The organism is Arboricoccus pini (genome assembly GCF_900187945.1).
GTDB classification, from domain to species: Bacteria; Pseudomonadota; Alphaproteobacteria; order Geminicoccales; family Geminicoccaceae; genus Arboricoccus; species Arboricoccus pini.
Genome location: NZ_FYEH01000014.1, coordinates 61513 through 88207, shown reverse-complemented (window position 1 = coordinate 88207; position 26695 = coordinate 61513). Strand labels below are relative to the sequence as shown.

At 64.1% G+C, this 26695-nt stretch carries 29 protein-coding genes; 11 read left to right on the top strand and 18 right to left on the bottom strand.

What is annotated here, in order from left to right; all coding sequences use genetic code 11:
• Positions 1–110 precede the first annotated feature (110 nt).
• The 7 genes from upp to CFB17_RS16005 form a co-directional block, all read right to left on the bottom strand.
• A complete protein-coding gene (gene upp, locus CFB17_RS16035; protein ID WP_088562595.1) occupies positions 111–746 on the bottom strand; it encodes a uracil phosphoribosyltransferase in 636 nt (211 codons plus the stop codon).
• 1104 nt (positions 747–1850) lie between these two features.
• A complete protein-coding gene (locus CFB17_RS16030) occupies positions 1851–2561 on the bottom strand; it encodes a hypothetical protein (RefSeq protein WP_133063935.1) in 711 nt (236 codons plus the stop codon).
• A complete protein-coding gene (locus CFB17_RS16025; RefSeq protein ID WP_088562588.1) occupies positions 2512–2976 on the bottom strand; it encodes a hypothetical protein in 465 nt (154 codons plus the stop codon). The genes CFB17_RS16030 and CFB17_RS16025 overlap by 50 nt, the downstream gene beginning before the upstream one ends.
• On the bottom strand, positions 2973–3815 hold the full coding sequence (locus tag CFB17_RS16020; RefSeq protein ID WP_088562587.1) for a CheR family methyltransferase: 843 nt from the start codon (positions 3813–3815) through the stop codon (positions 2973–2975). Before CFB17_RS16020 ends, CFB17_RS16025 begins: the two co-directional genes overlap by 4 nt.
• Positions 3799–5334: a chemotaxis-specific protein-glutamate methyltransferase CheB gene (gene cheB, locus CFB17_RS16015; protein ID WP_088562586.1), complete on the bottom strand. Its 1536-nt coding sequence runs from the start codon at positions 5332–5334 to the stop codon at positions 3799–3801. The genes CFB17_RS16020 and cheB overlap by 17 nt, the downstream gene beginning before the upstream one ends.
• A complete protein-coding gene (locus tag CFB17_RS16010; RefSeq protein ID WP_088562585.1) occupies positions 5331–5801 on the bottom strand; it encodes a chemotaxis protein CheW in 471 nt (156 codons plus the stop codon). Before CFB17_RS16010 ends, cheB begins: the two co-directional genes overlap by 4 nt.
• A complete protein-coding gene (locus CFB17_RS16005) occupies positions 5798–8425 on the bottom strand; it encodes a hybrid sensor histidine kinase/response regulator (protein ID WP_088562584.1) in 2628 nt (875 codons plus the stop codon). Before CFB17_RS16005 ends, CFB17_RS16010 begins: the two co-directional genes overlap by 4 nt.
• 195 nt (positions 8426–8620) lie before the next feature.
• On the opposite strand from CFB17_RS16005, the gene CFB17_RS16000 reads away from it, so the two are divergent.
• Both CFB17_RS16000 and CFB17_RS15995 read left to right on the top strand, forming a co-directional pair.
• Positions 8621–9007 carry a DUF2501 domain-containing protein gene (locus CFB17_RS16000; RefSeq protein WP_165769654.1) on the top strand — a complete coding sequence of 129 codons (387 nt, stop codon included), beginning with the start codon at positions 8621–8623 and terminating at the stop codon, positions 9005–9007.
• Between the two features lie 95 nt (positions 9008–9102).
• Positions 9103–9306, top strand: a complete 204-nt coding sequence (locus CFB17_RS15995) for a DUF3553 domain-containing protein (protein WP_088562582.1) — start codon at positions 9103–9105, stop codon at positions 9304–9306.
• Positions 9307–9437: 131 nt separating this feature from the next.
• Here the strand turns inward: CFB17_RS15995 and alaS are convergent, their stop codons facing one another.
• From alaS to CFB17_RS15975, 4 genes are all read right to left on the bottom strand, one after another.
• Positions 9438–12092, bottom strand: a complete 2655-nt coding sequence (gene alaS, locus CFB17_RS15990) for an alanine--tRNA ligase (protein WP_088562581.1) — start codon at positions 12090–12092, stop codon at positions 9438–9440.
• Positions 12093–12150: 58 nt separating this feature from the next.
• Positions 12151–13221 carry a recombinase RecA gene (gene recA, locus CFB17_RS15985; protein WP_088562580.1) on the bottom strand — a complete coding sequence of 357 codons (1071 nt, stop codon included), beginning with the start codon at positions 13219–13221 and terminating at the stop codon, positions 12151–12153.
• A 147-nt stretch (positions 13222–13368) separates the two neighbouring features.
• Complete coding sequence (locus CFB17_RS15980) at positions 13369–13557, bottom strand: DUF1674 domain-containing protein (protein WP_088562579.1); 189 nt, start codon at positions 13555–13557, stop codon at positions 13369–13371.
• Entirely contained in the window at positions 13535–13861 is a 327-nt protein-coding gene (locus CFB17_RS15975) for an ATPase inhibitor subunit zeta (protein WP_165769653.1), read from the bottom strand. Before CFB17_RS15975 ends, CFB17_RS15980 begins: the two co-directional genes overlap by 23 nt.
• Positions 13862–13984: 123 nt before the next feature.
• Here CFB17_RS15975 and CFB17_RS15970 point away from each other — a divergent pair, with 123 nt between their 5' ends.
• A complete protein-coding gene (locus CFB17_RS15970; RefSeq protein WP_088562577.1) occupies positions 13985–14740 on the top strand; it encodes an NRDE family protein in 756 nt (251 codons plus the stop codon).
• A gap of 66 nt (positions 14741–14806) precedes the next feature.
• Positions 14807–15427, top strand: a complete 621-nt coding sequence (locus tag CFB17_RS15965; protein WP_088562576.1) for a glutathione S-transferase family protein — start codon at positions 14807–14809, stop codon at positions 15425–15427.
• A gap of 21 nt (positions 15428–15448) precedes the next feature.
• On the opposite strand, the gene CFB17_RS15960 is transcribed toward CFB17_RS15965, so the two are convergent.
• The gene (locus CFB17_RS15960; protein ID WP_088562575.1) at positions 15449–16450 is read right to left on the bottom strand and encodes an NAD(P)H-quinone oxidoreductase; all 1002 of its coding nucleotides are present in this window, start codon (positions 16448–16450) and stop codon (positions 15449–15451) included.
• Positions 16451–16578: 128 nt separating this feature from the next.
• On the opposite strand from CFB17_RS15960, the gene eda reads away from it, so the two are divergent.
• On the top strand, positions 16579–17217 hold the full coding sequence (gene eda, locus CFB17_RS15955; RefSeq protein WP_088562574.1) for a bifunctional 4-hydroxy-2-oxoglutarate aldolase/2-dehydro-3-deoxy-phosphogluconate aldolase: 639 nt from the start codon (positions 16579–16581) through the stop codon (positions 17215–17217).
• Between the two features lie 235 nt (positions 17218–17452).
• Here the strand turns inward: eda and groL are convergent, their stop codons facing one another.
• Complete coding sequence (gene groL, locus CFB17_RS15950; RefSeq protein ID WP_088562573.1) at positions 17453–19093, bottom strand: chaperonin GroEL; 1641 nt, start codon at positions 19091–19093, stop codon at positions 17453–17455.
• Positions 19094–19138: 45 nt separating this feature from the next.
• Positions 19139–19453, bottom strand: a complete 315-nt coding sequence (groES, locus tag CFB17_RS15945; protein ID WP_088562572.1) for a co-chaperone GroES — start codon at positions 19451–19453, stop codon at positions 19139–19141.
• A 257-nt stretch (positions 19454–19710) separates the two neighbouring features.
• On the opposite strand from groES, the gene CFB17_RS15940 reads away from it, so the two are divergent.
• Entirely contained in the window at positions 19711–19986 is a 276-nt protein-coding gene (locus CFB17_RS15940) for a Usg family protein (protein WP_088562571.1), read from the top strand.
• A 66-nt stretch (positions 19987–20052) separates the two neighbouring features.
• Here the strand turns inward: CFB17_RS15940 and CFB17_RS15935 are convergent, their stop codons facing one another.
• From CFB17_RS15935 to petA, 3 genes are all read right to left on the bottom strand, one after another.
• Positions 20053–20820: a cytochrome c1 gene (locus tag CFB17_RS15935; RefSeq protein WP_088562570.1), complete on the bottom strand. Its 768-nt coding sequence runs from the start codon at positions 20818–20820 to the stop codon at positions 20053–20055.
• Between the two features lie 5 nt (positions 20821–20825).
• Positions 20826–22118: a cytochrome b gene (locus CFB17_RS15930; protein ID WP_088562569.1), complete on the bottom strand. Its 1293-nt coding sequence runs from the start codon at positions 22116–22118 to the stop codon at positions 20826–20828.
• A 92-nt stretch (positions 22119–22210) separates the two neighbouring features.
• On the bottom strand, positions 22211–22777 hold the full coding sequence (gene petA / locus CFB17_RS15925; protein ID WP_088562568.1) for a ubiquinol-cytochrome c reductase iron-sulfur subunit: 567 nt from the start codon (positions 22775–22777) through the stop codon (positions 22211–22213).
• Between the two features lie 221 nt (positions 22778–22998).
• Between petA and CFB17_RS15920 the strand changes: the two genes are divergently transcribed.
• The 4 genes from CFB17_RS15920 (at position 22999) to CFB17_RS15905 (ending at position 25478) form a co-directional block, all read left to right on the top strand.
• Complete coding sequence (locus CFB17_RS15920) at positions 22999–23472, top strand: tRNA (cytidine(34)-2'-O)-methyltransferase (protein WP_088562594.1); 474 nt, start codon at positions 22999–23001, stop codon at positions 23470–23472.
• Positions 23473–23474: 2 nt separating this feature from the next.
• Complete coding sequence (gene hemF, locus CFB17_RS15915; protein ID WP_088562567.1) at positions 23475–24320, top strand: oxygen-dependent coproporphyrinogen oxidase; 846 nt, start codon at positions 23475–23477, stop codon at positions 24318–24320.
• An 82-nt stretch (positions 24321–24402) separates the two neighbouring features.
• Positions 24403–24933 carry an inorganic diphosphatase gene (ppa, locus tag CFB17_RS15910; RefSeq protein ID WP_088562566.1) on the top strand — a complete coding sequence of 177 codons (531 nt, stop codon included), beginning with the start codon at positions 24403–24405 and terminating at the stop codon, positions 24931–24933.
• A gap of 80 nt (positions 24934–25013) precedes the next feature.
• Positions 25014–25478, top strand: coding sequence for a CBS domain-containing protein (locus tag CFB17_RS15905; RefSeq protein ID WP_088562565.1), 465 nt, complete (start codon positions 25014–25016; stop codon positions 25476–25478).
• A 115-nt stretch (positions 25479–25593) separates the two neighbouring features.
• Here the strand turns inward: CFB17_RS15905 and CFB17_RS15900 are convergent, their stop codons facing one another.
• Positions 25594–25881: a BolA family protein gene (locus CFB17_RS15900; protein WP_088562564.1), complete on the bottom strand. Its 288-nt coding sequence runs from the start codon at positions 25879–25881 to the stop codon at positions 25594–25596.
• A gap of 218 nt (positions 25882–26099) precedes the next feature.
• Between CFB17_RS15900 and CFB17_RS15895 the strand changes: the two genes are divergently transcribed.
• The gene (locus tag CFB17_RS15895; RefSeq protein WP_088562563.1) at positions 26100–26555 is read left to right on the top strand and encodes a helix-turn-helix domain-containing protein; all 456 of its coding nucleotides are present in this window, start codon (positions 26100–26102) and stop codon (positions 26553–26555) included.
• The last annotated feature ends 140 nt before the right edge of the window (positions 26556–26695 follow it).

Genomic DNA, 26695 nt, shown 5'->3' with positions numbered 1-26695 from the left:
GGTCCAGGGGGCGGTGCCCCCTGGCCGCCGGAGGCCGCTTCCTGCTTTCTCGCAGCGAGGCAGCGATCATCAGATCGCCGAGGGTCGGCGGAGGCTGCTTTCGTCCTCTCCTACCTCGTTCCGAACAATCGATCGCCGGCATCGCCCAGGCCGGGGAGGATATAACCATGCTCGTTGAGGTGGTCGTCGAGCGCGGCTGCGTAGATGGGAACATCGGGATGGGCGTCGTGGAGGGTTTTGATGCCTTCGGGGGCGGCGATCAGGCAGGCGAATTTAATATCGCGGACGCCATCCTCTTTGAGGCGGGCGACGGCGGCGGCGGTGGAGTTACCGGTGGCGAGCATGGGATCGACGACAATGACGGGTCGCTCGGCGATGTCGCTTGGGACTTTGTAATAATATTCGACGGGTCGGAGGGTCTGGGGATCGCGGTAGAGGCCGATATGGCCGACCCGGGCGCTGGGGATGAGGTCGAGCATGCCTTCGAGGAGGCCATTGCCAGCGCGGAGAATCGAGACCAGGCAGACCTTCTTGCCCGCCAGCATATTGGTTTGCATGGGTGTCAGGGGCGTTTCGATGGTGACGGCCTCGAGAGGCAGGTCGCGCGTGATTTCGTAGGCGAGGAGGAGGGCCACCTCGTTAACGAGGCGGCGGAAATCGGCGGTCGGGGTTTCCTTGCGGCGTAGCAGGGAGACCTTGTGTTGCACGAGGGGGTGGCTGGCGACGATGAGCTCGGAGCTGGGCATCAGGCTTCTCGGGCAAGGCTGGACGGGCGTTGCATTGGCTATAGCAAACCCGCCGGCAAGGCACGAGCCGCAGAAGGTCCTGCCGTCCTCGCGTCTGCCGCCGGTTCCTTGAAACGACGGGTTCCGGAAGAACGATGCGAAAACGTCGCCGAACGGCTGCTGGCCTGTCAGGTCTGCGGCCGTGCGGCTGGAACCTTCGCCCGGCCGGCTGACATGGATGGCGGAAACGGAGCCCGGCGATGGTGATCGTTCATTTCGCGCAATGCCAGTGCCGAGCCGATCGTGCGAGGGCTCGCGGCCGGTCTTGCCCGGTGCCGCCGCACGCGCGGCGACACGCAGAGCGAGGCTGGATTTGGCGGAGCGGACCGGCGCCGGGCAGGAGGTGAATGGATTGCCAAGGGCGCGTCGGCCCTCATGGTGCGAGGCCGGCCGCTCAGTGTGCATCCCCAGTTGGCCTTGGCTGACAGATCCCGACGCGGCGGCATGAGAGGCCTAGATGGGGGTGTCTGGTAGGCTAGCGAGCGAGGAGGTGACGACGGACTTGAGCAGGACCGGCGTCAATCCGCTTGCGAACGAAGATGCGAGCACGTCGCTGACGGGGCGCGGGGGACCGTCGGATCGATCGTGACGTGGTGCGATGCTGCAAGGCGGGGGGCTGATGCCGGAGGACGGGCAACGATCGTGCTAGCCTGCGGCCGACAGCCCGTGGGCGCAGCCAGGAGGTCATCCAGCATATTATTGGCTGCTCCGGTACTCTGGAAGGAGTTGCGCTCGTCCTATGTTCGAAAGGGTATTGGCGGCTTGGATATCGAAGACCGGGCGCGACTGGTGCCGGCTAAGTGGCACCGACCATGGCTGAGTTTATCAGGAGCAGACTAGGGCAAGCATGGCCAAGTCTGACGAAGCCGATTTCCAACCGACATGCCAACGCACAAGGTCCCCCCCCTCTTGGCCGCAATGACCATCGGACTGGCCGCCAAGAGAGGGACCGCGCTCACATGAGGCATTCTCCGCGAGGCTGGCGGCCTCGATCAATGAGCCGCGAGACCTGCTCCGCGAGTCGCAAAAGAATATCGGCATGCACAGGCTGTTGGGCGGCATATGTCAACGCGGCGGCAATTTCGCCTGCAACGTCGAGAGCCGGTCGCGAGCAACCTTGACGCGGCCGGCGCCGATGCTCTGGTCGGCAGCGCGCAGTCCGACCAGGAAATGGTCGGCCATCGCCAGATCAGAGCGGGCCTGGTTCGGTCGGCCGCTCTGGAGGGCACGCTCCGCGCGACTCATGAGGCTGGAGGCAGTCGTGACGGGATCGTTGCCGCCCAGGCGGGAGGCTGGATCCTCAGGAAGGCCGCGCGTCGTCGAAGGCACGCTCAAGGGAGCGGTCGTCGCAGCGCGCTGCGCGGGGTCGGCAGCGGAGCGAGCGTCGCCGGCAGTGGGCGAGGCCGAAGGAAAGAGGGGCTTCTGGAGACGCTCGGCTTCACGATCAATGCTCCTCTGCTGCCCGTCGAGCGTGCCCCCTGGGCTGTCGAGGCGCAGCTGGCGCTGCAACTCTTGTGCATCCCGCCCGACATCCTGGCCGCCCAGGGCCCGCGTCTGTAGATGGTAGAGCTGAGCGCGCCGGATGGCGGCCATACCGTCGCTCTGCGCGAAAGCACCGGACCCATAGGACACCGCCGCAAATCCCAGGACGGCGCCTGCCTTCAAGAGCAAGAACAAGGTCGGCAGGATCGCCCTCGCCTGACGGCCCGGACTGAGCTTGGGATTCCTACCAGTCCCGCAGTCTGTTCCGCGGCGTTGCACGTGGCGGATAATCATGTCGCTCCTTGAAATCGCGATTGTCCTGATAACTGCGTTGATCCTGATAGCTACGCTCGTCCTGGTAGCTCCGCTCATCATAATATGTGTCGCTGTTGTCCAATCCCACGGATTCCGGCAAAGGCCCCTGATAAGGCAGGATCGATTGCTCGGGCGGGCACAGCGGCCGGGTGACGCCGCAGTCCCATTTATAGCCGCCAGGCTCCTCAAGCATCGTGCCGCCTCTCACATACGTGCAAGTGCATAGCGTCTGCTTTATGCAAGCGACGAGGCCGCTTGATTCCTGCCGGCATTGCGGCAGGCCCTGCGCATGCGGCGAGTGCGCCGGAAGGACGATCGACAAAACGCCGGCCAGCGCCGCCATGACCACCAGCACGGAGGCTAATTTGGCGCTTGAAGCGATAAGTCCGGTCATAATGAGGCTACCATAGAGCATGAGGTCGGTGCCATGGGCTGGTAGAAGCCACGCCACCCGCCGGACTCAAGATCGAGACCGAGGTCGCTCGGGTCCTCGGTGCTGCCCAGGACCAGGAAACCGTCGTCAGCCAGACGCCGACGAATCATGCTCAGCACTCGCTGCCGGGTCGGCCGGTCGAAATAGATCAGCACGTTGCGCAGCAAAATGAGATCGAAGGTGCCGAGCGTCGGATCGTCATTTAACAAGTTTATTTTGTTGTATTGGATTTTCCGCGCAAGCTCGGCCGACAGCCGCCAGCCCTTATCATCCGGCTGAAACCAGCGCCGGCGGCGCTCCTCGCTCAGGCCGCGCTCGATCTCGAAGCTCGAATAGACGGCGCGTCGACATCGATCGAGCGCTACACCGGAGAGGTCGCTGGCGACGATCTCGATCGCCCAGCCGGGAAAGTCGGCAGCCTGCTCGGCCAGCAGGATGGCAAGCGACGTGGGTTCCTGCCCAAAGGCACAAGCAGCACTCCAGCACCGCAGGCGACGGGATGAGCGTCGCTGGCGCCCTAGGGCTGGCAGCACACGCGCCGCCAGATGCTCGAACACACCCGCATCGCGAAAGAACGAGGATTCGTGCGTCGTCATCGATTCGATCACGGCACGAACCAGAGCCTCGTTCCGGGAGCGGCGCAAGGCTCCCGCGAGCTCACCGATACCGCTCAGTCCCAGGGGGCGTAAAATCGGTGTCAGCCTGCCTTCGAGAAGATAGGCTTTGTCACGCCCCAGATTGATGCCCGATCGCTCGTGCACGAGCGCGATCAGAAAATCCAGATCAGCCTGGGATAGCATGAGAAAATCCTTCCGCGCGCCCGCAATGCCGAGCAATGGCCGGTCCGATCTCGTCGATCGGCAGTTCCTGGTGCTTGATGCCACGCGCGGCGACAGCCCCGGGCATGCCCCAGACCACGCTGCTCGCCTTGTCCTGGATGATCACCTCGCCGCCGGCATCGATGATCGCGCGACAACCTATGGCCCCGTCGGAGCCCATGCCGGTCAGAATGACAGCCAGCGCCCGACGCCCGCAGGCGACCAGGCTCTCCAGCATGGGATCGACGGCCGGTCGGCAAAAATGCACAGGCGGACCATTGGACAATTTCACGCGCAGCGCGTCGCCCTCGACCGAAAACAGCATGTGACGGTCACCCGGAGCCAGCAGGACGGATCCCCTCGTCACGCTATCGCCATCCTCGGCTTCCTTGACAGACAGACCGGTCTGCCGCTGCAACTGCTCGGCCAGAATCGCTATGAAGCCCCGCTGCATATGCTGCGTGATCACCAGGGGCACGGATAGAGGCGGACTCAGGGCCTGCAGCACCCGCAAAAGCGCCTGCGGTCCACCGGTGGAACTGCCAACCGCCACGATGTCCAGTCCAGGCACGCGGTCGCGCGGCTGCACCGGCCATCCCGCCCGCAACCGCGACGACCGGTTCGCCCCGGGGGCACCACGCGCGATCGACGCCTCCGGATCGAGCGCGCGGGCCGCCCTGGGCAATGGCTGGTTGAGTCGTCCCGCCGAGGACGGCCAAGGCGAATGTGGCCCGAAGATCACCTTGGGCGCCGGCGGCAGGCGGGCCGGCGCGGCGACAGGCGGGACCGCCTCTGCGCGGGGCATGGAGCCTGGATTTTGAATCGCGCGCGCTTCGACGGCCGTACTACGGGCCGGCACGATACCCAAGGCCGTCCCCTTGCCCGTGATCGAAGCCCGCGATGGATCAAACGGTCGACTCTCCGCCGGCACCCTCGCGGGATGCAGAGCCGGCCGGTCGCCCAGGCCGACGGTCGGCTGCTGGTGGGGTGCCAAAGTTACGGCCGCGACCGCCGGCGATGCCGGTGGCGACCCCTCGCGCGGGCACAAGGCCTTGATCTTGCCGATCAGGTCGCGCGCGAATTCGTCGAGCGGGGGCGAGCCGCCCGCGGGCTTGGCGATGAAGTCCGCGGCACCTCCGAGCATGGCCTCGACGCTGATTGACGCCCCCCTGCGGGTCAGGGCGGAGACCATGATCACGCGCGGCGCCGGTTCCAGCATCGCCAGCAATGGGAGGACAGCGAGGCCGTCCATAACCGGCATTTCGACATCGAGAAGAACGACGTCGACTGGTCGGCCATCGCGCAACAAGGCATGCGCCTCCTCGGCCACAGCACCACCATCGGCGGCCTGCGCCACCACCTCGATCTCCGCATCCTTCGCAAGCAGGCGGCAGATCATCTTGCGCGTGACATTGCAATCCTCGGCAACCAGCACGCGGACGGACGCATCGGCTCCGGGCCCGGCCGCCAACGCCTTCTCGCCGGCCCGATGATCGCTCATGCGGCAGCGCCGCCGATCTTGAGTAGCCGGGCGACATCGAGCTCGATCAGGAGGCCGTCCGTCCGCCGGAAGATGGCGGCCGTCAGCTCGCGCCAGCCGCTCGTCAACAAGCCAAGGTCATGCTCTTCGCTCATGGTGGCGACGCTCACGACCTCGTCGACCTGATCGACCAGAATCGCATAAAGCTCATTCTCGTGCTCGACGACGACACTCATCGCCCGTGCGCCCGCCGCCGGCATGCCCAGCCGGGCCGCGAGATCGATTGCCGTGACGATATGGCCCCGTAGATTCAAGACGCCGACAACCTCTTGCGGACTGCGCGGCACTCTTGTCATCGGCAGAGCGCCCAGCACATCACGCACCCGAGCCACATCGAGGCCCACGCGCTGACCCGCGATCACCATCGAGACGAGTTGCGCCATCCCCTCGACCTTCTCGCCGGCCGTCTGCTCCATCCTGCCGCTCATGCCGCTCTCGCCCGATCCTTTTGTGCCTGCGCGATCGCCTCGACGAGGCTATCGCGCCGGAACTTGCCCACATGCCCATCGAAACCGCAGTGACGTCCACGCTCGACATCGGCTGCGGTGTCATGCGACGTCAGAGCCACCATCGGCACCTTGACCCAAGCGCCGCCTGCCCGACACGCGACGGCAAAGTCGAACCCATTCATCTCAGGCATCTCGATGTCGGAGACGATGATGTCGAACATGCTGCCGCCGTCACGCAGCCGGAGCGCCTCGACCGGGTTCGGCACCGCCGTCACCTTGAAATCCAGGGACTGCAGAATCGGGGTCAGCAAGCCGCGTACGAAGGCGCTGTCATCGACCAGGAGCGCTTGCCGAATGATGGGCTCGGTCGATTCGAACGGCGTCCTGCTGGTCTCGAACCAACCGCCGAAGATCGTGCTGATCAGGCTGCCGACATCGACCAGTTCGGTGGCCTTGCCCTCAATGACGGCGCTGCCCAGGCTGATACGCTGATCGCTCGCGAGCTCCACGGCAACACTGGCATCCACCGTGTCCAGGATCCTGTCGACGACAAGACCCAGCGTGTATCCCTGGTCGGAGAAAACGATGACCGAGAGATGCTCGACGTCCGACAGCGGGTTGCCGTCGATCGTGGCCAACGGCATCAGACCCCCGCGATACTGTACGGCGGCTTTCCCTGAAGCGCGCTCGACCGAGCTGCTTGGAATCTGCTCGAGGCGCGTTACGAGGGCCACGGGCACTGCCATCGGCCCGCTATCGCCGTGCTCGAAGAGCAGCAGCGAGACGAATTCATCGGGACCGCTCTCACCCGCCTTGTCCGTGGCTTGCTGATCCGCCGTCTCCAGGCTGCGCGCCATGGAGCCGGGATCGAGGATCATCACGACCTCGCCATCCCCCAAGATCGTGCTGCCCGCATAGGAACGCATGTCGCGCAGGATCGGCGAGAGCGGCTTCACCACGATCTCCTCGGTGTCGAAGACCTGATCGACGATCAGGCCGAACATCCGGCCGCCCGAACGCAAGACGACGACGAGCGCTGTCTCCAGCGGCCCCTCCGGCTGCTTGACCCCCAGGATTTCCGCCAGCGAGAGAAGTGGCAGCATCCGCTCGCGCAGTCGCAGCATCTTGGCATTGGCCGCATGCTCGATGCGATGCTCCGAGTGCTCGCCCGTGCGGATCAACTCGACGATGTCGAGCTGGGGTATGGCATAGCGATCGTTGTCGACCTCGACGACGAGGGCGGCGATGATGGCAAGCGTGAGCGGAATGCGCACGGTAAAGCACGTACCCTCGCCCAGACGCGAGGTAAGGTCGATCGTGCCGCCAATCCGCTCGATATTCGTGCGCACCACGTCCATGCCGACGCCGCGGCCGGAAACCGAGGTGACGGCAGCGGCCGTCGAAAAGCCGGCCTCGAAGATGAAGCGCGAGAGACGCTGTTCCGGCATCGAGGCTGCCTCGGCCTCGCTGCAAAGCCCGCGGGCGACCACCTTCTCGCGGATCTTGGCGAAGTTCAGTCCACGCCCATCGTCCCTGATCTCGATGACGATGCAACCGCCATCATGGCGCGCATCCAGCCTGACGACGCCTGCCTCGGGCTTACCCGCGGCACGGCGCTCCGCCGGTGTGTCGATGCCATGGTCCGCGGCATTGCGCACCATATGGGTCAAGGGATCGCGCACCAGCTCCAGCACCTGCCGGTCAAGCTCCGTATCGCCCCCCTGCATGACGAGCTCCATGGGCTTGCCAAGCTCGACCGAGAGGTCACGGATCAGTCGCGGCAGCTTGCCCCAGAGCGAGCTGATCGGCTGCATCCGCGTCTTCATCACGCCTTCCTGCAGATCCGAGGTAATCCGGCTGAGACGCTGCAGCGTCGTCTTCAAGACGCCGTCGTCATGCTCGCGCGTGATCTGGCGGAGCTCGTTGCGGGTCAGGACGAGTTCTCCTACGACCGTCATCAGCCTTTCCAGAAGATCGACCGGAACACGCAGCGACCTGGCCTCCAGCGCCTCGATCGACCGGCCGCTCGCGGCAGGCGCGTCGGCCGGTTTTGCTGCTGGCTCCGCGGAAGGCGCCACGGCGACAGGCGGGGTCTCGGCCACCGACATCGGCGCGACCACAGCCGGGCCTGGCTCGCGCGTCGCGGCCTTGCGACCTCGCGGTTGGCCGGCTTTTTCAGCCTCCCGAGCAGGCTCCGGCGTTGCCAAGGGCTGCTCGCCCGCCGGCCTAGCCGCCATCACGCGCTCGATTTCGGCAAAGAAGTCACTATCGTCACCGGCCGGCTCGGCCTCGGTCTCGGCGATGCCCTCGATGATCAACTTGATCCGGTCGATGGCGACCAGGATCACGGTCACGGCCTCGGGCGTGACCCGCATCTCGCCACTGCGGAACTTGTCCAGGAGATTTTCGGCGGCGTGTGCCACCTTCTCCAGCCGTGCCAAGCCCAAAAAGCCACAGGTACCCTTGATCGTATGGGCGATACGAAATATCCGGCCCAGCAGGTCGCGATCGTCCGGGTGCTGCTCAAGACTTAGCAGGTCACGGTCCAGCGCCTGCAGCCCATCAGTGCATTCCGTCAAGAATTCGGTAATCAGGTCGTCCATCGTACCTTCGGCGCATGCAGGGGACCAACCGGCAGCACCTTCCGGCAGCCGCCTCCTCTGCGCATAAGATTGCCCTATATTCCTTAAGGATTGGTTATGGCGGGCGTTCGGATCGGCGAAGGTGCGGCACGGACAAATCGGAGGGCACCTTTCGGTCCCGACGCGGTTGCTTCCACGCATCGAGAAGGAGAATTCATGCGACCTAACAAAATGGCACGCGTTCTTGGCGGCCTCATGCTCGCGGCGGGCCTCATCGGCACGTCGCAGGCAGCGGGCTTGAGCGACATGGTCTCCGGCCTTGGCGGCAATCTGCCGGACGTGTCGTCTGCAGGCAGCAGCAACACCGCGGGCGTCATCAGCTACTGCGTCAAGAATAATTATTTGAAGGGCCAGTCAGCCTCCTCGATCCTGAACAAGCTCTCAGGCCAAAGCAGCACGACGGATTCTGACGAATTCGGCCGTGGGCAAAGCGGCCAGATCGATACAGGGGGCGGCAAGAGCTTTTCGCTGTCCGGGGTTCAGGACAAAGTGAAGTCGAAAATGTGCGACCTTGTCCTCGACCATGCCAAATCGCTGCTGTGAGCTGCATCGGCCACGCGCAGGATCCGCAAGCCCTGGCAAAGCGGCATTGATCGCTCCGACGAGGCACGTTTAAACCTGGAGGGACTTCAACCCCCATGTCCTTATCGCCGCTTGCTCCCGCCGACCTGACGCCCGGCGCTTTCGTGCGTCATCCCGAACGGCCCGAATGGGGTCTGGGCCAAGTGCAGTCCGCCGTCGGCTCGCGCGTCACGGTCAATTTCGAGCATGCCGGCAAGCTACTGCTCGACGTCCGGCATATCCGGCTCGTGGCAGGCGATCCCGCACGCCCGAAGCCGTAGGCGGACGACCCTCAGCATCCAGCGCGTGGGGACGACCATTTCCGGTCCTTGCAGCGTGCCAAGAGGGAACCGGCCGGAGCATTCGCTCCCGGCCGGGCCGTGGCACTCAGGCCTGTCCAGGCGGCCGTCGGTCAGGTCAGGGCAAGTTCCACGGCGCTCAGCGCTTCCTGGGCGCGGGCCCCCGCCGGTCCACCGCCCTGGGCGAAATCGGTGCGGCCACCGCCGCCAGCACCACCCACGGCCTGGACGCCGCGCTTGACGAGATCGACGGCATCGAAGCGGGTCGTAAGATCGAGCGTCAGGCTGACGACGACGGCTGCCTTGCCGTCATTGACGCTGACCAGAGCCACGACACCACTACCCAGCTCTTTCTTGATCGCGTCCGCGGTGCCCCGCAGCTCCTTGGCCGGGACACCATCTAGGACCCGACCGGCGAACTTCACGTCGCCGACCAGCTTGAAGGCGCCTCCAGACTGGCCGGCCTCCTCGCTGCCCGCGCCGGCGATCGCCAGCTTGCGCCGGCTCTCGATCAGTTCGCGCTCGAGGCGCCGCCGTTCGTCCAGCAATGCCTCGACCTTCTGGCCGAGCTCGTCAGAGGTAACCTTCAACAGGGCGGCCAAGTCCGCCACTCGCTGCCGGTTCCTGGCCGTCGCGTTGTAGGCTGCCTCGCCGACCAGCGCCTCAATCCGGCGTACGCCACCGGCAACGCCCGTCTCGCTGACGATCTCGAACGAACCCACGTCGCCCGTCCGCCCGACATGCGTTCCTCCACAAAGCTCGACCGAGTAGACATGCCCGTCCTCGGCCTGGCCCATCGAGACGACACGCACCTCGTCGCCATATTTCTCGCCAAAGAGCGCCATGGCGCCGGTCTCGATCGCCTCGTCACGCGCCATCACCCGGATGAGCACGCTATCATTCTGGCGCAGATAGGCGTTGACCTCCGCCTCGATCGCCACGATCTCGGCAGCTGTAACCGGCTTTGGATGGCTGAAATCGAAACGCAGCCGGTCGGGTGCGACGAGCGAACCCTTCTGCGCCACATGCGGTCCCAGGTGACGTCGAAGGGCCGCGTGCAGCAGGTGGGTCGCCGAATGCGCCCGCTTCAGCCGCGTCCGTCGCGCGGCATCGACGACCAGCTCAATCGGCTGGCCAAGCTCGACCTCACCCTCGACGATATCCGCGTGGTGGACGATAAGGTCGCCCAGCACCTTGCGCGTATCGACCACCTCGAGCCTGGCTCGCGGCGCACGGATGATGCCGGTATCGCCGACCTGGCCACCCGATTCGCCGTAGAACGGCGTCTGCGAGGCGATAAGCTGGACGCGCGCGCCCGCTCCCGCCTGGCTGCGTGCCTCGCCGTCCAGCACCAATCCCTTGATCGTCCCCTCGGCGCGGGTCGTCTCGTAGCCGAGAAATTCCGTGGCGCCGACCTGGTCGCGCAGATCGAACCAGACAGGCTCGATCGCGGCCGAGCCCGATCCCTTCCAATGCTTGCGGGCCTCCGCCCGCTGGCGCTCCATGGCCGTCTCGAAGCCGGCGACGTCGACACTTCGGCCCTCGGTGCGTAGGGCATCCTGGGTGAGGTCGAGCGGAAAGCCGAACGTATCATAGAGGCGAAAGGCCGTGTCGCCGGCAAGCGGCGCTCCCGCCGGCAGACGCGCCGTCTCCTCCTCGAGGAGGCGCAGTCCACGCTCGAGCGTGCGGCGGAAATTCGTCTCCTCGAGCTTGAGGATCTCGATCACCATGGCCTCGGCCCGACCGAGCTCGGGAAAGGCCTTGCCCATCTCCTGGACCAGCGTCGGCACCATCTTCCAAAGCAGCGGCTCGCTCGCCCCCAGGAGCTGCGCATGACGCATGCCACGACGCATGATCCGCCTCAGCACATAGCCGCGCCCGTCATTCGACGGCATGACGCCATCGGCGATGAGGAAGGCGGATGAGCGAAGATGATCGGCGATCACCTTGTGGGAGGCCGCGGTCGATCCAGCGAACGGCGCCCCGGTCAACTCGACGCTCCTGGCGATCAGGCGCTGGAAGAGGTCGATCTCGTAATTGTCGTGCTTGCCCTGCAGGACGGCAGCGATGCGCTCCAGCCCCATGCCAGTATCGATCGACGGCCGCGGCAAGGCGGTCCGCTCGGTCTTGCTCACCTGCTCGAACTGCATGAAGACGAGGTTCCAGATCTCGATGAACCGGTCGCCGTCCTCATCCGGGCTGCCAGGCGGGCCACCCGGGATCTTGTCGCCGTGGTCGAAGAAGATCTCCGAGCACGGACCGCAAGGGCCGGTATCGCCCATGGCCCAGAAATTGTCCGACGTGCCAATCTTGATGATGCGGCTCTCGGGCAGGCCCGCGATCTTCTTCCAAAGGACGAAGGCTTCCTCGTCGGCATCATAGACCGTGGCGGTCAGCCGATCCGCCGGCAGTCCGAACTCCTTGGTGACGAGGTTCCAGGCAAGCTCGATCGCCCGGTCCTTGAAATAGTCGCCAAAGGAGAAATTCCCCAGCATCTCGAAGAAGGTGTGGTGCCGGGCGGTGTAGCCCACATTGTCGAGGTCGTTGTGCTTGCCGCCGGCGCGGACACATTTTTGCGAGGTGGTGGCCCGGTCGTAGGGTCGATGCTCGAGGCCGGTGAAGACGTTCTTGAACTGCACCATGCCGGCATTGGTGAAGAGCAAGGTCGGATCGTTATGCGGGACGAGCGAACTCGAAGCCACGACCTCGTGGCCGTTCTTCTTGAAATACTCGAGGAAGGTCGTGCGGATCTCGTTGACGCTCGCCATGGGCTTCTCAAACAGTCACATGCATCGCAATTGCGGCCGACAGCCGGCCGCCGCTCGTTTACTCTTCGATCGGCCCTTCGTCGATCAGATCGAGAACCCCTTCGCCACCGCCGACGCCGGCCTGATCGCGGATCATCTTTTCAATCTCATCGGCCATCTCGGGGTGATCGCGCAGATAGGTCTTGGCATTCTCCCTGCCCTGCCCGATCCGCTGGCTGCCATAGGAGAACCAGGAGCCCGACTTCTCGACGATGCCGGCCCTGACGCCCAGATCGATCAGCTCACCGGTCTTGGAGATGCCCTCGCCATACATAATGTCGAATTCGACAACCCTGAAAGGCGGCGCCACCTTGTTTTTGGCCACCTTAACCCTGGTCTGGTTACCGATCGCCTCGTCTTTGTCCTTGACGCTGCCAATCCGCCGCACGTCCAGCCTGACCGAGGCGTAAAACTTGAGTGCATTGCCGCCCGTCGTCGTCTCCGGGCTGCCGAACATCACGCCGATCTTGGAGCGAATCTGGTTAGTGAAGACCAGCATCGACTTCGAGCGGTTGATCGAGGCCGTCAGCTTCCTTAGCGCCTGGCTCATCAACCGCGCCTGCAGACCGGGAAGCTGGTCGCCCATCTCACCCTCGAGCTCCGCCTTGGGCACCAGGGCCGCGACGCTGTCGACGACGATCATGTCGACCGCACCCGAGCGGATCAGCGTATCGGCGATCTCCAAAGCCTGCTCGCCCGTATCGGGCTGCGAGATCAAGAGTTCGTCCAGCTTCACGCCCAACTTGCGCGCATAGCCCGGATCCAACGCGTGCTCGGCATCAACAAAAGCGCAGGTACCGCCGATCTTCTGCATCTCGGCGATGGTATGGAGGGTCAGCGTAGTCTTGCCCGAACTTTCCGGACCGTAAATCTCGATGATGCGGCCGCGCGGCAGGCCGCCCACCCCGAGCGCAATGTCGAGGCCGAGCGATCCCGTCGAGACCACATCGATCTCGGCCATCTTGTCGCCATGGCCCAACCGCATGAGCGAGCCCTTGCCGAAGGCACGCTCGATCTGCGAGATCGCCGCATCAAGGGCACGCTGACGATCATCGCCGGCCCGCCGGCCCGTTTGTTCCGCTACCGCCATGTTCTTTCCGCTTGCCCTTCGGTACCAAAAGCCTCGAGCGCCCGGCCTGCCCGCGAGGCAGCGATCCGAACGTTCCCTTCCATAGCCTTGCGCGCCCCTCTTTAGAAGGAGGCAGACAGAAGGCGCCGCAAAACCGGTCCCGGCTGCTCAAAAATCCGAACAACGGCCGCCTTTTTCCCAGTCGCCAAAGCGTGTCGGTTCCGGCCCGGGCGGCCCATCCACCTCGCCTGCCGGCTGGACGGGTCCGCGACGTTCTGCAGCTCGCTCCTTCGCGATCGCGTCCGCCTCGTCGTCATCGGCACCCTTCGAGGGTTCAGCTTCGTTCGACGTTCTCATGGGCCACCTTGCTCAGCTGGTGCAGATGTCGTTCAAGAATATGCAGCGACACCGGCCGACCGCAGGCGACCAGGTCGGCATGTGCCCTTTCGAGCAGCGCGCCATCGCGGTGCCCGTGGTCGAAGTCGAAACGAACGTAATCCTGGGCATATGCGCCCGCCGCCGCCTCGTCCAAATGCAGATACTCCTTAGCCAGCCATAGGCCAAAGAGACGATCCCGTTCGGCCCTGGCCTTGAAATTGATCATTTCCTCGTGACTCAGACCCGTTTCTTCCGCCTGCACCTTTTCCGGTAGCAATGACATCGACGCCTTCCCCATTCTTGGTCGTGCTGCCTACATATGGGATGATGCCACGTCGACCAAAGCGGAACTTCGGTCGGTCGGCCGCCTAATCGCCAACCCGAAGGGAGAAGGAACGGTAGACGCATGTGCTCCGTCGTCATTCTTCGCCGCCCCGACCGTCCCTGGCCGCTCATTCTGGCAGCCAACCGCGACGAGCTTTGGAGCCGGGCCTCCCGACCGCCGGCGCGTCATTGGGACGATCGACCCGAGCTCGTGGCTGGTCTCGACGAGGAGGCCGGCGGCTCGTGGCTTGGAATCAACGACTGGGGGGTTCTGGCCTCCGTACTCAATCGCGAAGGCACGCTTGGCCCCACCGCCGGCAAACGGAGCCGGGGCGAACTCGTCCTGGACGCCCTCGACCACGCGGATGCGAAGGCAGCCGCCGAGGCACTCCGCCATGTCGATGGCAGCGCGTTCCGACCCTTCAATCTGATCATCGCCGACAATCGCGACGCCTTCTGGCTGCGCCACGAGATCGAGGGAGATCACGTCACCGTCGTGCCGGTGCCAGCCGGCCTCTCCATGATCGCATCGCGCGACCTCAATGATCCGAACACGCCGCGCATCGCCCGCTACCGACATCTCTTCGAGCAGAGCACCGTTCCAGATCCGGACAAGGGCCCGACGGGTGACTGGAGCGATTGGGAACTCCTCCTCGGTGCCCGCGCCGGCAAGGGCCAGGATCCGCGCGCGGCCATGTGCGTGGTTACCGAGGGCGACTACGGCACCGTCAGCAGTTCGTTCATCGCCCTGCCCGCGGATATCGGCCGCCGGCCGGTCTGGCTGCACGCCGAGGGCCGGCCGGGCGAGACGCCCTTTTATCCCGTCGCCCTTGACTAGTGGCCGCGGCCGCCGCCATCGCTTCCGATCGACTTCGCGCTCGGGCGCTACAAAGGCAGGACGGTCATGCTCACGCTCTATTTCGCTCCAGGAACCTGCGCCCTGGCCTCGCTCATCGCCCTTGAGGATAGTGGCCTCGCCTTCAAGGCCCAAAAACTCAATCTCGCCGAGAGTGAGCAGCAAAAGCCGGCCTATCTGGCGATCAACCCCAAGGGCCGCGTGCCGGCGCTGGTGACCGATCGGGGCGTGTTGACGGAAACGCCGGCCATCCTTGCCTATATCGCGCAGACCGCGCCCGCGACAAAGCTGGCGCCGATCGACGATCCCTTCGCCTTCGCGCGCGTCCAGGCGTTCAACAATTATCTTTGCTCGACCGTGCACGTGAACCACGCGCATGGGCGGCGGGCCTCACGCTGGGCCGATGATCCCGCTGCCCAGGCAGCCATGAAAGCCAAGGTCGCGACAACGATGGCCGAGAGCTTCGCGTTGATCGAGGCCACGATGCTTGCCGGCCCCTGGGTCGAAGGCGAGGCCTACACCGTGGCCGACCCGTACCTCTTCATCATGGAGGATTGGCTGGACGGAGACGGCGTCGACATTGCCAGATTTCCGAAATCGGCCGCCCATTATGCGGCCATGCAGGATCGGCCCGCCGTCCAGCGCGCGCTGGCCCGCGCGCGGGCCTAGACGCCGCGCGGGCAGCCGGACTTAGTCGATGCTCAAGACGATCTTGCCCACATGCTGGCTTTCTTCCATGAGCCGATGCGCCTGTGCCGCCTCGCGAAGGGGCAGAACGGCTTCGATCACCGGCGCCACGCGACGCTCGGTCAGGAGCGGCCAGACCTCCCGCTCCAAGGCACGGGCGATGGCACCCTTCTCGGCCACCGGACGGGCACGCAGCGTCGATCCCGTCCAATGCAGCCGCTTGACCATCAAGAGCGTCATGTCGGCCTCGATCGTTGATCCGCCCAGCCAGGCGATCTGCACGATCCGCCCCTCGACGGCGGCGGCCTTGAGGTTGCGCGGCACATAGCTGCCGCCCACCATGTCCAGGATCACGTCGACACCCTTGCCGTCGGTCATCTCCTTGATGACGGCGACGAAATCCTCCTCGCGATAATTAATCGCGCGCCGAGCACCCAGCTTCTCGCAAGCTGCGACCTTGGCGAAATTGCCGGCGGTCGCAAAAACCGTGGCCCCGCGCGCCGCCGCCAGCTGAATGGCCGTCGTGCCGATGCCGCTGCTGCCGCCATGGACGAGGAGGGTCTGGCCCGCCTCCAGCCGGCCGCGCTCGAAGACGTTCGTCCAGACCGTCAAGAAGGTCTCGGGCAGCGCAGCCGCCTCGATCATCGAGTAGCTCTCAGGCACGGGCATCGCCTGCGGTTCCGGCACGGCGGCGAACTCCGCATAGCCACCGCCGACGATGAGGGCGCAGACCGCATCGCCCAGCCTGAAGCGATGCGTGTCCTCGCCCAGGGCGACGACGATTCCGGCTACTTCCAGCCCCGGCACGTCGGTGGCACCGGGCGGCGGCGGATAATTACCCTGCCGCTGCAGGACGTCCGGCCGGTTGACGCCGGCCGCCATGACCTTGATGAGGAGCTCACCTTTGCCAGGCCTGGGCACGGGCCCCTCCGCCGGCTGCAGGACGTCGGGCTCACCATACCCCCGCAGTTCGATATAGGTCATGCGTTCGGGTATCGAACTCATCGAGGATAATCCCTTTCCTGAGGCTTTCTTCCGCGTGGGCCTCACCTGCGCCACGTATGATAGCCGGGGAGCGCCCCTTGGTCTAACAGGGGCGCCATTGCTGTTGTCCACGAATGAAGGAGAGGCCGATGTCCGGACCAAGTGAAGCCCTGCGCGCGATGGTTGGCTCAACCACCGTCATCCCCGTCCTGACCATCGAGGACGCGGGTTACGCCGTCGATCTCGGTCGCGCTTTGTTCGAGGGTGGCCTGAAGGTACTCGAGATCACGCTGCGCACGCCGGCTGGCCTCACCGCGATCCGTGAGATCAGCCAGGCCCTCCCCGAGGCGATCGTCGGCGCCGGCACCGTCCTCCATCCACGGCAGGCGGAAGAGGCCGCCATGGCCGGGGCAAAGTTCATGGTAAGCCCCGGCGCGACCAAGGGCCTGATCGACGCGGTCAACTCGACGGGCGTGCCATTGCTGCCGGGCTGCGCTACAGGCTCCGAGGCGATGCGGCTCATGGACGAGGGTATCACGTTCGCCAAGTTCTTTCCGGCCGAGCCAGCCGGCGGCGTACCCTATCTGAAGTCCCTGGGCGAGCCCTTGCAGGACATCGTCTTCTGCCCGACGGGCGGCATCGATCTTGCCAGGGCCAAGGCCTACCTGGCGCTCAAGAACGTGGTCTGCGTCGGCGGCTCCTGGGTGGCCCCAAAGGCCGCCGTCCAGGCCGGCAACTGGGCAGAGATCACACGGCTGGCCAAAGAGGCCGCCGCGCTCCGCGGCTGACCGGCGGGCCCGAGGCCAAGGGGTCGAAATTGCCCACGGGTCTGGATCCCTCGCCACCGGGGTCTGCGCCGGACTGACTGTCGATCCCTTGGGCCCGGCGGGTGGGTCTTTAGGGCCCGAATATGAAAAAGGCCGCTTCCTCGCGAAAGCGGCCTTTTTGCATTTCAAGACGCCGAAGAAACGGCGATCGGCGTCTTGCCACCCTGGGAAGCGCGAAGCATCCCGGGGCGCTTGATCAGAAGTCCATGTCGCCCATGCCGCCGCCGGGGCCGCCTGCGGGCATCGGGGCTTCCTTCTTGGGCTTCTCGGCGATCATGGCCTCGGTCGTGATGAGGAGGCCGGCGACCGACGCCGCGTTCTGCAGGGCGCAGCGCACGACCTTGACAGGGTCGATGATGCCGTTCTGCACGAGGTCGAAATAGGTGTTCGACTGCGCGTCGAAGCCCCAGTTGAAGTCGGTGCTCTCGAGGAGCTTGCCGACGACGATCGAACCGTCGACGCCCGCATTCTCGGCGATCTGGCGAGCCGGAGCCTGGATCGCCTTCTTGACGATTTCGACACCATAGCGCTGGTCATCGTTCTTGGGCTTAACGCTGTCGATCGCCTTCAGCGAATAGAGCAGCGCCGTGCCACCACCGGGGACGATGCCTTCCTCGACCGCGGCGCGGGTGGCGTTCATCGCATCGTCGACGCGATCCTTACGCTCCTTCACCTCGACCTCGGTGGCCCCGCCGACGCGGATGACGGCAACGCCGCCGGCCAGCTTCGCCAGACGCTCCTGCAGCTTCTCGCGGTCATAGTCCGAGGAGGTCTCCTCGATCTGCGCCTTGATCTGCTGGATGCGGCCCTGGATGTCGTCCTTGGAGCCGGTGCCGTCGACGATCGTCGTGTCTTCCTTGTTGATCACGACGCGCTTGGCGCGGCCCAGCATCTCGAGCGAGACGGTCTCGAGCTTGATGCCCAGGTCTTCGCTGATCACCTGACCGGCCGTCAGGATGGCGATGTCCTCGAGCATGGCCTTGCGGCGATCGCCGAAGCCCGGCGCCTTTACGGCCGCGACCTTCAGGCCACCGCGCAGCTTATTGACGACCAGGGTCGCCAGCGCTTCGCCCTCGACGTCCTCGGCGATGATGAGGAGCGGCCTGCCGCTCTGCACCACGGCCTCGAGCACCGGGAGAAGGGCCTGCAGCGAGGAGAGCTTCTTCTCGTGGATGAGGATGTAGGGATCCTCAAGCGTCACGCGCATCTTCTCGCTGTCGGTGATGAAGTAGGGCGAGAGATAGCCGCGGTCGAACTGCATGCCCTCGACGATGTCGAGCTCGGTCTCGAGGCTCTTAGCCTCTTCCACCGTGATGACGCCCTCATTGCCGACCTTCTGCATCGCCTCCGCGAGCATCTTGCCGATCTCGGTGTCGCCATTGGCCGAGATCGTGCCGACCTGCGCCACCTCGTTCGGGGACGAGATCTTGCGGGCGCGGCTCTTAAGGTCGGCGATGACCGCCTCGACCGCGAGGTCGACGCCACGCTTCAGGTCCATCGGGTTGATGCCGGCGGCAACGGCCTTGGCACCTTCCTTGACGATGGCGGCAGCCAGGACGGTGGCCGTCGTCGTGCCGTCGCCGGCCTGGTCATTGGTCTTGGAGGCGACCTCGCGCACCATCTGCGCGCCCATGTTCTCGAACTTGTCCGAGAGCTCGACTTCCTTGGCGACCGTCACACCGTCCTTGGTGATACGCGGCGCGCCGAAGCTCTTCTCGATCACGACGTTACGGCCCTTGGGACCCAGCGTGACCTTAACGGCGTCGGCCAGGACCTGGACGCCCTTGAGCAACTTGTTGCGGGCATCGGTCGAGAATTTTACGTCTTTAGCTGCCATGACTGACTGCTCCTTTGAGGTTCTTAGCGAATGCGGGAGCTACGCTCAGGCGGCCTTGGCGGCCACTGCAGAGGTCTCGACCACACCCATGATGTCCGACTCCTTCATGATGAGGAGATCGTCGCCGTCGATCTTCACCTCGGTGCCGGACCACTTGCCGAAGAGGACGCGATCGCCGACCTGGACGTCGAGCGCCACGATCTCACCCTTGTCGTTACGGGCGCCCGGGCCGACGGCTATGACTTCGCCTTGCTGCGGCTTTTCCTTGGCCGTGTCGGGGATGATGATCCCGCCCTTGGTCTTGGTTTCTTCCTCGACACGGCGGACGACGACACGGTCGTGCAACGGCCTGAACGACATTTAGACCTCCTTTGAGATCAATCTTTGCGATCAATCGCGAATATGGATTTGTTAGCAGTCTCAGCGCCTGAGTGCTAACTGCATCCGGCATATAACTAGTGGCAGATGGCTCTGCAAGGGGCGCAGATGAAATTATTAGCACTCCACCCTGACGGCTGCTAACAGCTTGAATCTGCGGCGTTAATTTAAGATTAGCCTTGACGTGCCATGCTGCTCCGCAACAAGCTTATCGCCTGTGGTCATCACGGAGCAGCCGTATGAAAGAACGCGATCGCTCGGTTGAACTGCAACTTCGCGGCTATCGCTTGGCGACAGCTGAGATCCTCTATCACATGCCGGACCATCCGGGTCTTTTGCAGACCTTCGTCTGGCAACATCTGGACTTGGCACCCGACTACCCCGAACTTCGGCGCTTCCTCGATTTCTGGATCAAGAGCGTCGAGGCCAAGCTTCATTCGGTCAATGTCGGTCGTATCAGCGTCGTGCAACCGCCACGTTACGCTCATGCGGCAGGAATATGGCAGTTGCAGTAGCCCTGCCGGCCTGAGCCCGCCGGCAGGGTCCACCGCGTTGGCGGAACCCTGCCGGCGGGCACATGCCTAGTGAAGGTCGCGCCAAGTCTTGCGCTTATAGGCCAGCATGACGCCCGCGAAGACCACGAGGAAGATGCCTGCCTTGAGGCCGGTCAGCTTGCGCTCCTCGAGCTTGGGCTCGGCGACGAAATGCAGGAACTGCGTGACGTCCGCCGCCATCTGGTCGAGCGAGGCATTGGTACCGTCGGCATAGGTAACCTGCCCGTCCGTCAGCGGTTGCGGCATGGCGATGTTGCCGCCCGGGAAATAGCGATTGTAATGCAGCCCCTCGGGCACCTGATGGCCCGCCGGCGGATCGCCAAAGCCATGCAGCAGGCTATAGACATAATCGAGCCCGTCTTCCCTCGCCTTGACGATCAAGGAGAGATCGGGCGGCAGGCCGCCGCCATTGGCGGCCCGCGCCTGGGCCGGGTTGGCGTAGGGAGCCGGCATGTGATCGAACGGCTTGGCCTCCCGCTCGATCGGCTGGCCCTCGTCATCCAGGGCCGGCACCTTGTAGCCTGCGGCGATGGCCTGCAACTCCTGGTCGCTGAACCCCAGCGCCGCGAGGTTGCGAAAGGCTAGGTAGTTCAGGCTGTGGCAGGTGTGACAGACCTCCTTATAGACCTGGAAGCCGCGCTGTACGGCGGCCCGATCGAAGGTGCCAAGCGGACCGTTCTCGGGCCAGGAGCGCTGCATCAAATCGACGCCCTCCCCGGCGGCCCGCGCGCCTGGCGCCAGGCCGCAAAGGATCAGGGCCAAGAGAATCGGTCGAAAGAGCGGCTTGCGCTGCATGAGCCCTACTCCGCCGGCTGGAGGCGTGCCCGGCCGAGCACCGGCTTGCCGATACTCTCGGGCAAAGGCCGGGGCCGCTCGAACTTGCCAAGGAGCGGGATGATGACGAGGAAATGGACGAAGTAGTAAAGAGCCGCGAACTGGCCGATCCAGACCACCCGGTCCGTCGGCACCTGGCCACCGACCCAGGTGAGGATCACGACATCGATCAGGAGCAGCCAGTAGACCCATTTATAGATGGGCCTGAAACGGGCACTCCGGACCTTGGAGCCGTCCAGCCAGGGCAGCACGAAGAGCACGGCGATAGCGCTGAACATCAAGAGCACGCCCGCCAGCTTCGCATCGATGCCGACATAGCCGAGCAGCGCTAGCGGCGCGAAGAGCTTCTCAAAGACCGTCGAGCGCAAGATCGCGTAGAAGGGCAGAAAATACCATTCCGGCACGATGTGGGGGGGAGTCTGGAGGGGGTTGGCCGGCACGTAATTATCGGCATGGCCCAGGAAATCGGGGGCATAGAAGACGAAGAAGCCAAAGAAGATCAGGAAGATCGAAAGGCCGAAGAGATCCTTGACCGTGTAGTAGGGATGGAAGGGAATCTTGTCCGTTTTTGTAAGATCGATGCCCACCGGGTTGTTGGAGCCGAACTGGTGCAGCGCCAGGATGTGCAAAAAGACGACGGCGACGATGACGAAGGGCAGGACGAAATGGAGCGAGAAGAAGCGGTTCAGCGTCGGATCGTCGACCGAGAACCCGCCCCAGAGCCAGGTCACGATCGGCTCGCCCACCAAGGGGATGGCGGAGAACAGGTTGGTGATGACCGTGGCCCCCCAAAAGCTCATCTGCCCCCAGGGCAGCACATAGCCCATGAAGGCCGTGGCCATCATCAAGAGGAGGATGACGACGCCCAGCATCCAGAGCAGCTCTCGCGGCGCCTTGTAGGAGCCATAATAAAGGCCCCTGAAGATGTGGATGTAGACGACGATAAAGAACATCGAGGCGCCGTTGGCGTGCACGTAGCGCAGCAGCCAGCCGTAATTGACGTCGCGCATGATGTGCTCGACGCTCTGGAAGGCTCCGGCGGCACTCGGATTATAGTGCATCGAGAGCACGAGGCCGGTCATGATCTGGACGATGAGGCAAAAGCCCGCGAGCGAGCCGAAATTCCACCAATAATTCAAGTTGCGCGGCGCAGGATACGCCATGAACTCGTTATAGCCCCAGCTCAGGACCGGCAGCCGCGCGTCCACCCAGCGCAAGACGCCATTCTTGAAGACGGGTTCCGAGGTTTCGACGCTCATCCGAGCTTCATCCCCTTGTTCATGTTCTCTGGTCGAACTTCGGCCCTGATCCGAAGTCTGTTTGCTTTGCCGACGTGACGGCCCGCCTGCCGCTAGCCGATCCGGATGCTCGTGTCGGATTGAAATTCGTAAGGCGGCAAGGCCAGGTTCAAAGGTGCCGGCCCCTGCCGGATTCGCCCCGACGTGTCGTAGGCGGACCCGTGGCAGGGACAGAACCAGCCACCGAACGGCCCGCGGTTCTCCGTCGGCTTGTTGCCGCCCGGAACGCAGCCCAGATGGGTGCAGATGCCGATGACGACGAGCCAGACGTCCTTGCCGGGCTTGACCCTGGACTGGTCCGTCTGCGGATCGCGGAGACTGGCCAGCGGCACATCCTCCGCCTCCTTGATCTCCGCCGCCGTACGTTTACGCACGAAGACCGGCTTTCCCTGCCAGACGACGGTGATCGCCTGTCCCTCGGGAATGGGGCCGAGATCGACGTCGGTGGTCGAGAGCGCCAGCACGTCGGCTGAAGGATTCATCTGCGCTATGAAGGGCCAAGCCAGCGACGCACCGCCGGCCGCTGCCATCGACCATGCAACGAGATCGAGAAAGTCGCGCCGTTTGACACTTTCACCTGTTAAATGCGCGGCACCTTCGCCCAGCGTATCATTCGCCATGCAAACAAGCCTTTGCTAGACATCCCTGACTTCTTCTTTTTCTAACCCTGCCCGTTTGGCGCGACAGGATCAGGGTGCCGCTTTAGCAGCACGCGACTTGTGGTCGCACATGCCGAGCCGGAGGTAAACGGGGAACTGCTTCATCCGTGCACGATAACCGTCTAACCGCGCACCAACCGCGCCCGCTTAGCACCAGCAGCAAGACCAGCCTCGCATTGGCCATGATCGAACCCGACCGGCCGCATAATTTCGGTGGCGCTCTTCGCCTCGCGGCCTGCCTTGGGATCGAACTTCATCTGGTCGAGCCCGCGGGCTTTCCCTTGAGCGACCGGCGCATCCGCGAGGGCGCCCTCGACTACGCCAGGCAGGCTGCCTGGTTTCGCCATCCAAGCTTTGCGCCGCTGGACACCCTGGCGAGCTCGGCCGATCGTCGCCTCCTCCTCTTAACGACCAAGGCAAGCCGGAGTTTTGCCGATTTCACCTACCGACCGGGCGACATCCTCATGCTGGGCAGTGAGAGCCGCGGCGCTCCTGACTGGGCGCACGCCCGCGCCGAAGCGCGCCTCCACATCCCAATGCGCCAAGGCATCCGTTCCCTGAATGTGCTCAGCGCCGCCACCATTGTCTTGAGCGAAGCGATGCGGCAGACCGGCGCCTTCGCGATGTTGCAGACAAAGGCTGGCGAGGACGAGTGACGATGCTGGATGAGGCCGCCAGAAGCGAGACGCGCGTCTGGTTCGAGACGCTGCGCGACCGGATCTGCCGGAGCCTCGAACTGCTTGAGGACGCCTTCGCCGGCGAGGATGCGGCGAGCCTTTCGCCTGGCCGCTTCGCCTATGAGCGCTGGGAGCGGGCGGGCGGCGGCGGCGGCGTGATGGGCACGATGCGCGGCCGCGTCTTTGAAAAGGTCGGGGTCAACGTCTCGACCGTGATGGGCAGCTTCACGCCCGAATTCGCCAAGAGCATCCCGGGCGCCGCGACCGATGGCGCCTTTTGGGCCAGCGGCATCTCGCTCGTGGCCCACCCGCGCTCGCCGCATGTTCCACCCGTGCACATGAATACACGCCACATCCAGACGACCAAGGCCTGGTTCGGCGGCGGGGCGGACCTCAACCCGATCCGCCCGGACGCCGAAGATACCGCTGCCTTCCACGCCGCCCTCGAGCGAGCCTGCGCCCCCCACGGGGCGGAGTCCTATCCTCGCTTCAAGGCCTGGGCCGACGAGTATTTCTTCCTGCCGCACCGCAACGAGCATCGTGGCGTGGGCGGTATCTTCTTTGATTATCTGGAAGACGATTTCGCCCGCGACTTTCGCCTCGTCCAAGACGTGGGCATGGCCTTCCTCGATGTCTATCCCAAGATCGTCGTCCGCCACATGGACAGGCCCTGGACCGCCGAAGACCGCGCCTACCAGCTCGAGCGGCGTGGCCGTTACGTGGAATTCAATTTGCTGTATGATCGGGGCACGCAGTTCGGACTTAAGACCGGCGGCAACACCGAAGCCATCTTGATGTCCCTTCCGCCCGTTGTTTCATGGCCCTAAAACGCCACCATTCTTCGCCGACGGAAGCGACCTTATCCAGGGCTCGCTGCCGTTGGCCATGGTCGTTCAAGGATAGATAGAGATGGATATTACGAAGATCCCCGCCGGACGCGACGTCCCGAACGAAATCAACGTCGTCATCGAAGTGCCGCTGCGCTCGGATCCGATTAAGTACGAGTTTGACAAGGAAACCGGCGCAATCTTCGTCGATCGCTACCTCTACACGACGATGTTCTACCCTTGTAACTACGGTTTCATCCCGCAGACCCTGGCCGATGACGGCGATCCTGTTGACGTCATGGTGATCGGCCGCATGCCGGTCATGTCAGGTGCGGTCCTCCGTGCCCGCCCAATCGGCATGCTCAAGATGACCGATGAGGGCGGCGAGGACGAGAAGATCCTGGCCGTGCCGATCGACAAGATTACGCCTGTGCACAAGAACGTGAGGTCCTACCGTGACGTGCCGGAACTCGACCTTGCTCGCATCGCCCATTTCTTCGAGCATTATAAGGATCTCGAGCCCGACAAATGGGTGAAGGTCGACGGCTGGGCAGATCTCGACGAGACGCACGCAGTCATCCTGGCCTCGCTGGAGCGCGCGGCGCGCCGCTGACGACACTAACTGCGCGGTTGATCCCGCGTTGAATTCAACCCAGAATGTCGACAATGAGAAAGTCGTCAGGTGAGGTTGACATGCAACGCAGGATCATTCCCGATGTGATCGACGGACAGCAAAGCCTCTGCTTGCTGCCCCCCAACGCTACCGCCTACGCGGCGGCTCTCCTTATGCGCGAGCGGCGCGTCGGCGCGGTCATGGTCACCGTCGACGGGCCGCTGCTCGGCATTGTGACCGAACGCGACCTCGTCTATCGCCTGCAGGCGGCGGGGCTGTCCGCCCAGCAAACGTCTCTGCGTGAGATTATGACGCCGGCCCCCGAGACGCTGGCACCGGACGATCTGGCGTCCGTGGCGCTCGAGAAGATGCGCCTTGGTCATTACCGACATCTTCCGATCGTCGACGCAGGACGAATCGTCGGCATGGTGTCGATCCGCGATCTCTACGAATGCACCCGCCAGACGCTTGAGCTCGAACTCAAGAGCGCCGAATCCCTCATCTACGGCGACCAGTACGGGATGGCCTCCCCGGCGCCTAATTGAGACGATCGCCGCCGGGCCCGAGCAAAGAACAAGCCTGATGCAGGCGGGTACGTGCGGCCGTCAACGACGGTCACCGATCGTGGCGCGGCGACGGAGCACAACATGCGCCGCGCCGCTACCGCGCCTGGGAGGATGCCTCAGCTGGCGTCAACGCACGGATCGAGAGTGCGTGGACCCGATTGCGCAAAAGTTCCGCCAGGGCCTCGTTGACGAGGCGATGACGCTCAAGGCGACGCTTGCCCTCAAATAACGGCGTGACGATTTCAACCAGGAAATGGGTTTCGCCGTCGTCGCGTGCGCCTGCATGACCAGCATGCTGCGCCGACTGGTCGATGACCTGTAGCTGCGCTGGCGCGAGGCTGGCGCGCAACTGCGCCTCGATTGCCGTGCCGACCAATCCCATAACGTTTTACTTCCCAAATACGCGATGTCGTAAGTTTAAGTTTCAATTTACCGTTGAATTAACCGTGAATTTCACCTAGAATCATACATTCGTACGTCCAACTGATCGCTTGCCATCTTTTCGCAACCGCGAACGCTTTCTACGCCTCAACCCCAAGGCCCGCGTTGCAACGCAACATAAGCCCGCACCCCTCGGACTCTAGTCCTTAAGGATAATTGATGTCTGCCGACGATACCAAGACCCCCGGTTACGGCCAGGAGGGCCGCCGTACCCAGGATGTCGATCGGCATGTGGGCAACCGCATCCGCGAACGGCGTACACTTCTAGGCTTGTCGCAGCAGGATATGGCGAACCTGATTGGTGTCACCTACCAGCAGGCGCACAAATACGAACGCGGCGTCAATCGCGTGGCCGCCGGCCGTCTCTATCAAGTCGCTCAGGTTCTAGGCGTGCCGGTCGCTTTTTTCTTCGAGGGAATCGAAGAGGAAACACCGGTACAGCCAACCCAGCAGCAGCGCATGCTCCTCGAACTCGCCCGGCTCTTCACCTCGGTGCCCGACCGCAGGCATCAGGAGGCACTTTGCGCCTTGGCGCGCGCATTGGCAGATCCCGGCGCTTCAATCGATGCCGACCTGCCCGAGGGCATCGAGGAAGAGGCCGAGGAGGATACCTGAACGGTCGTCGAACCACTTGGCCAAACCTGACCGGGCATTTTCGCGCCGCCAGGTGGCCCGATCAAGCCCTTTAAAGGGAAAAGACGCGATGGCCGCCTTGTATACGCGAGACTTGTCCGGGCCATGGCCGGTAGCCATAG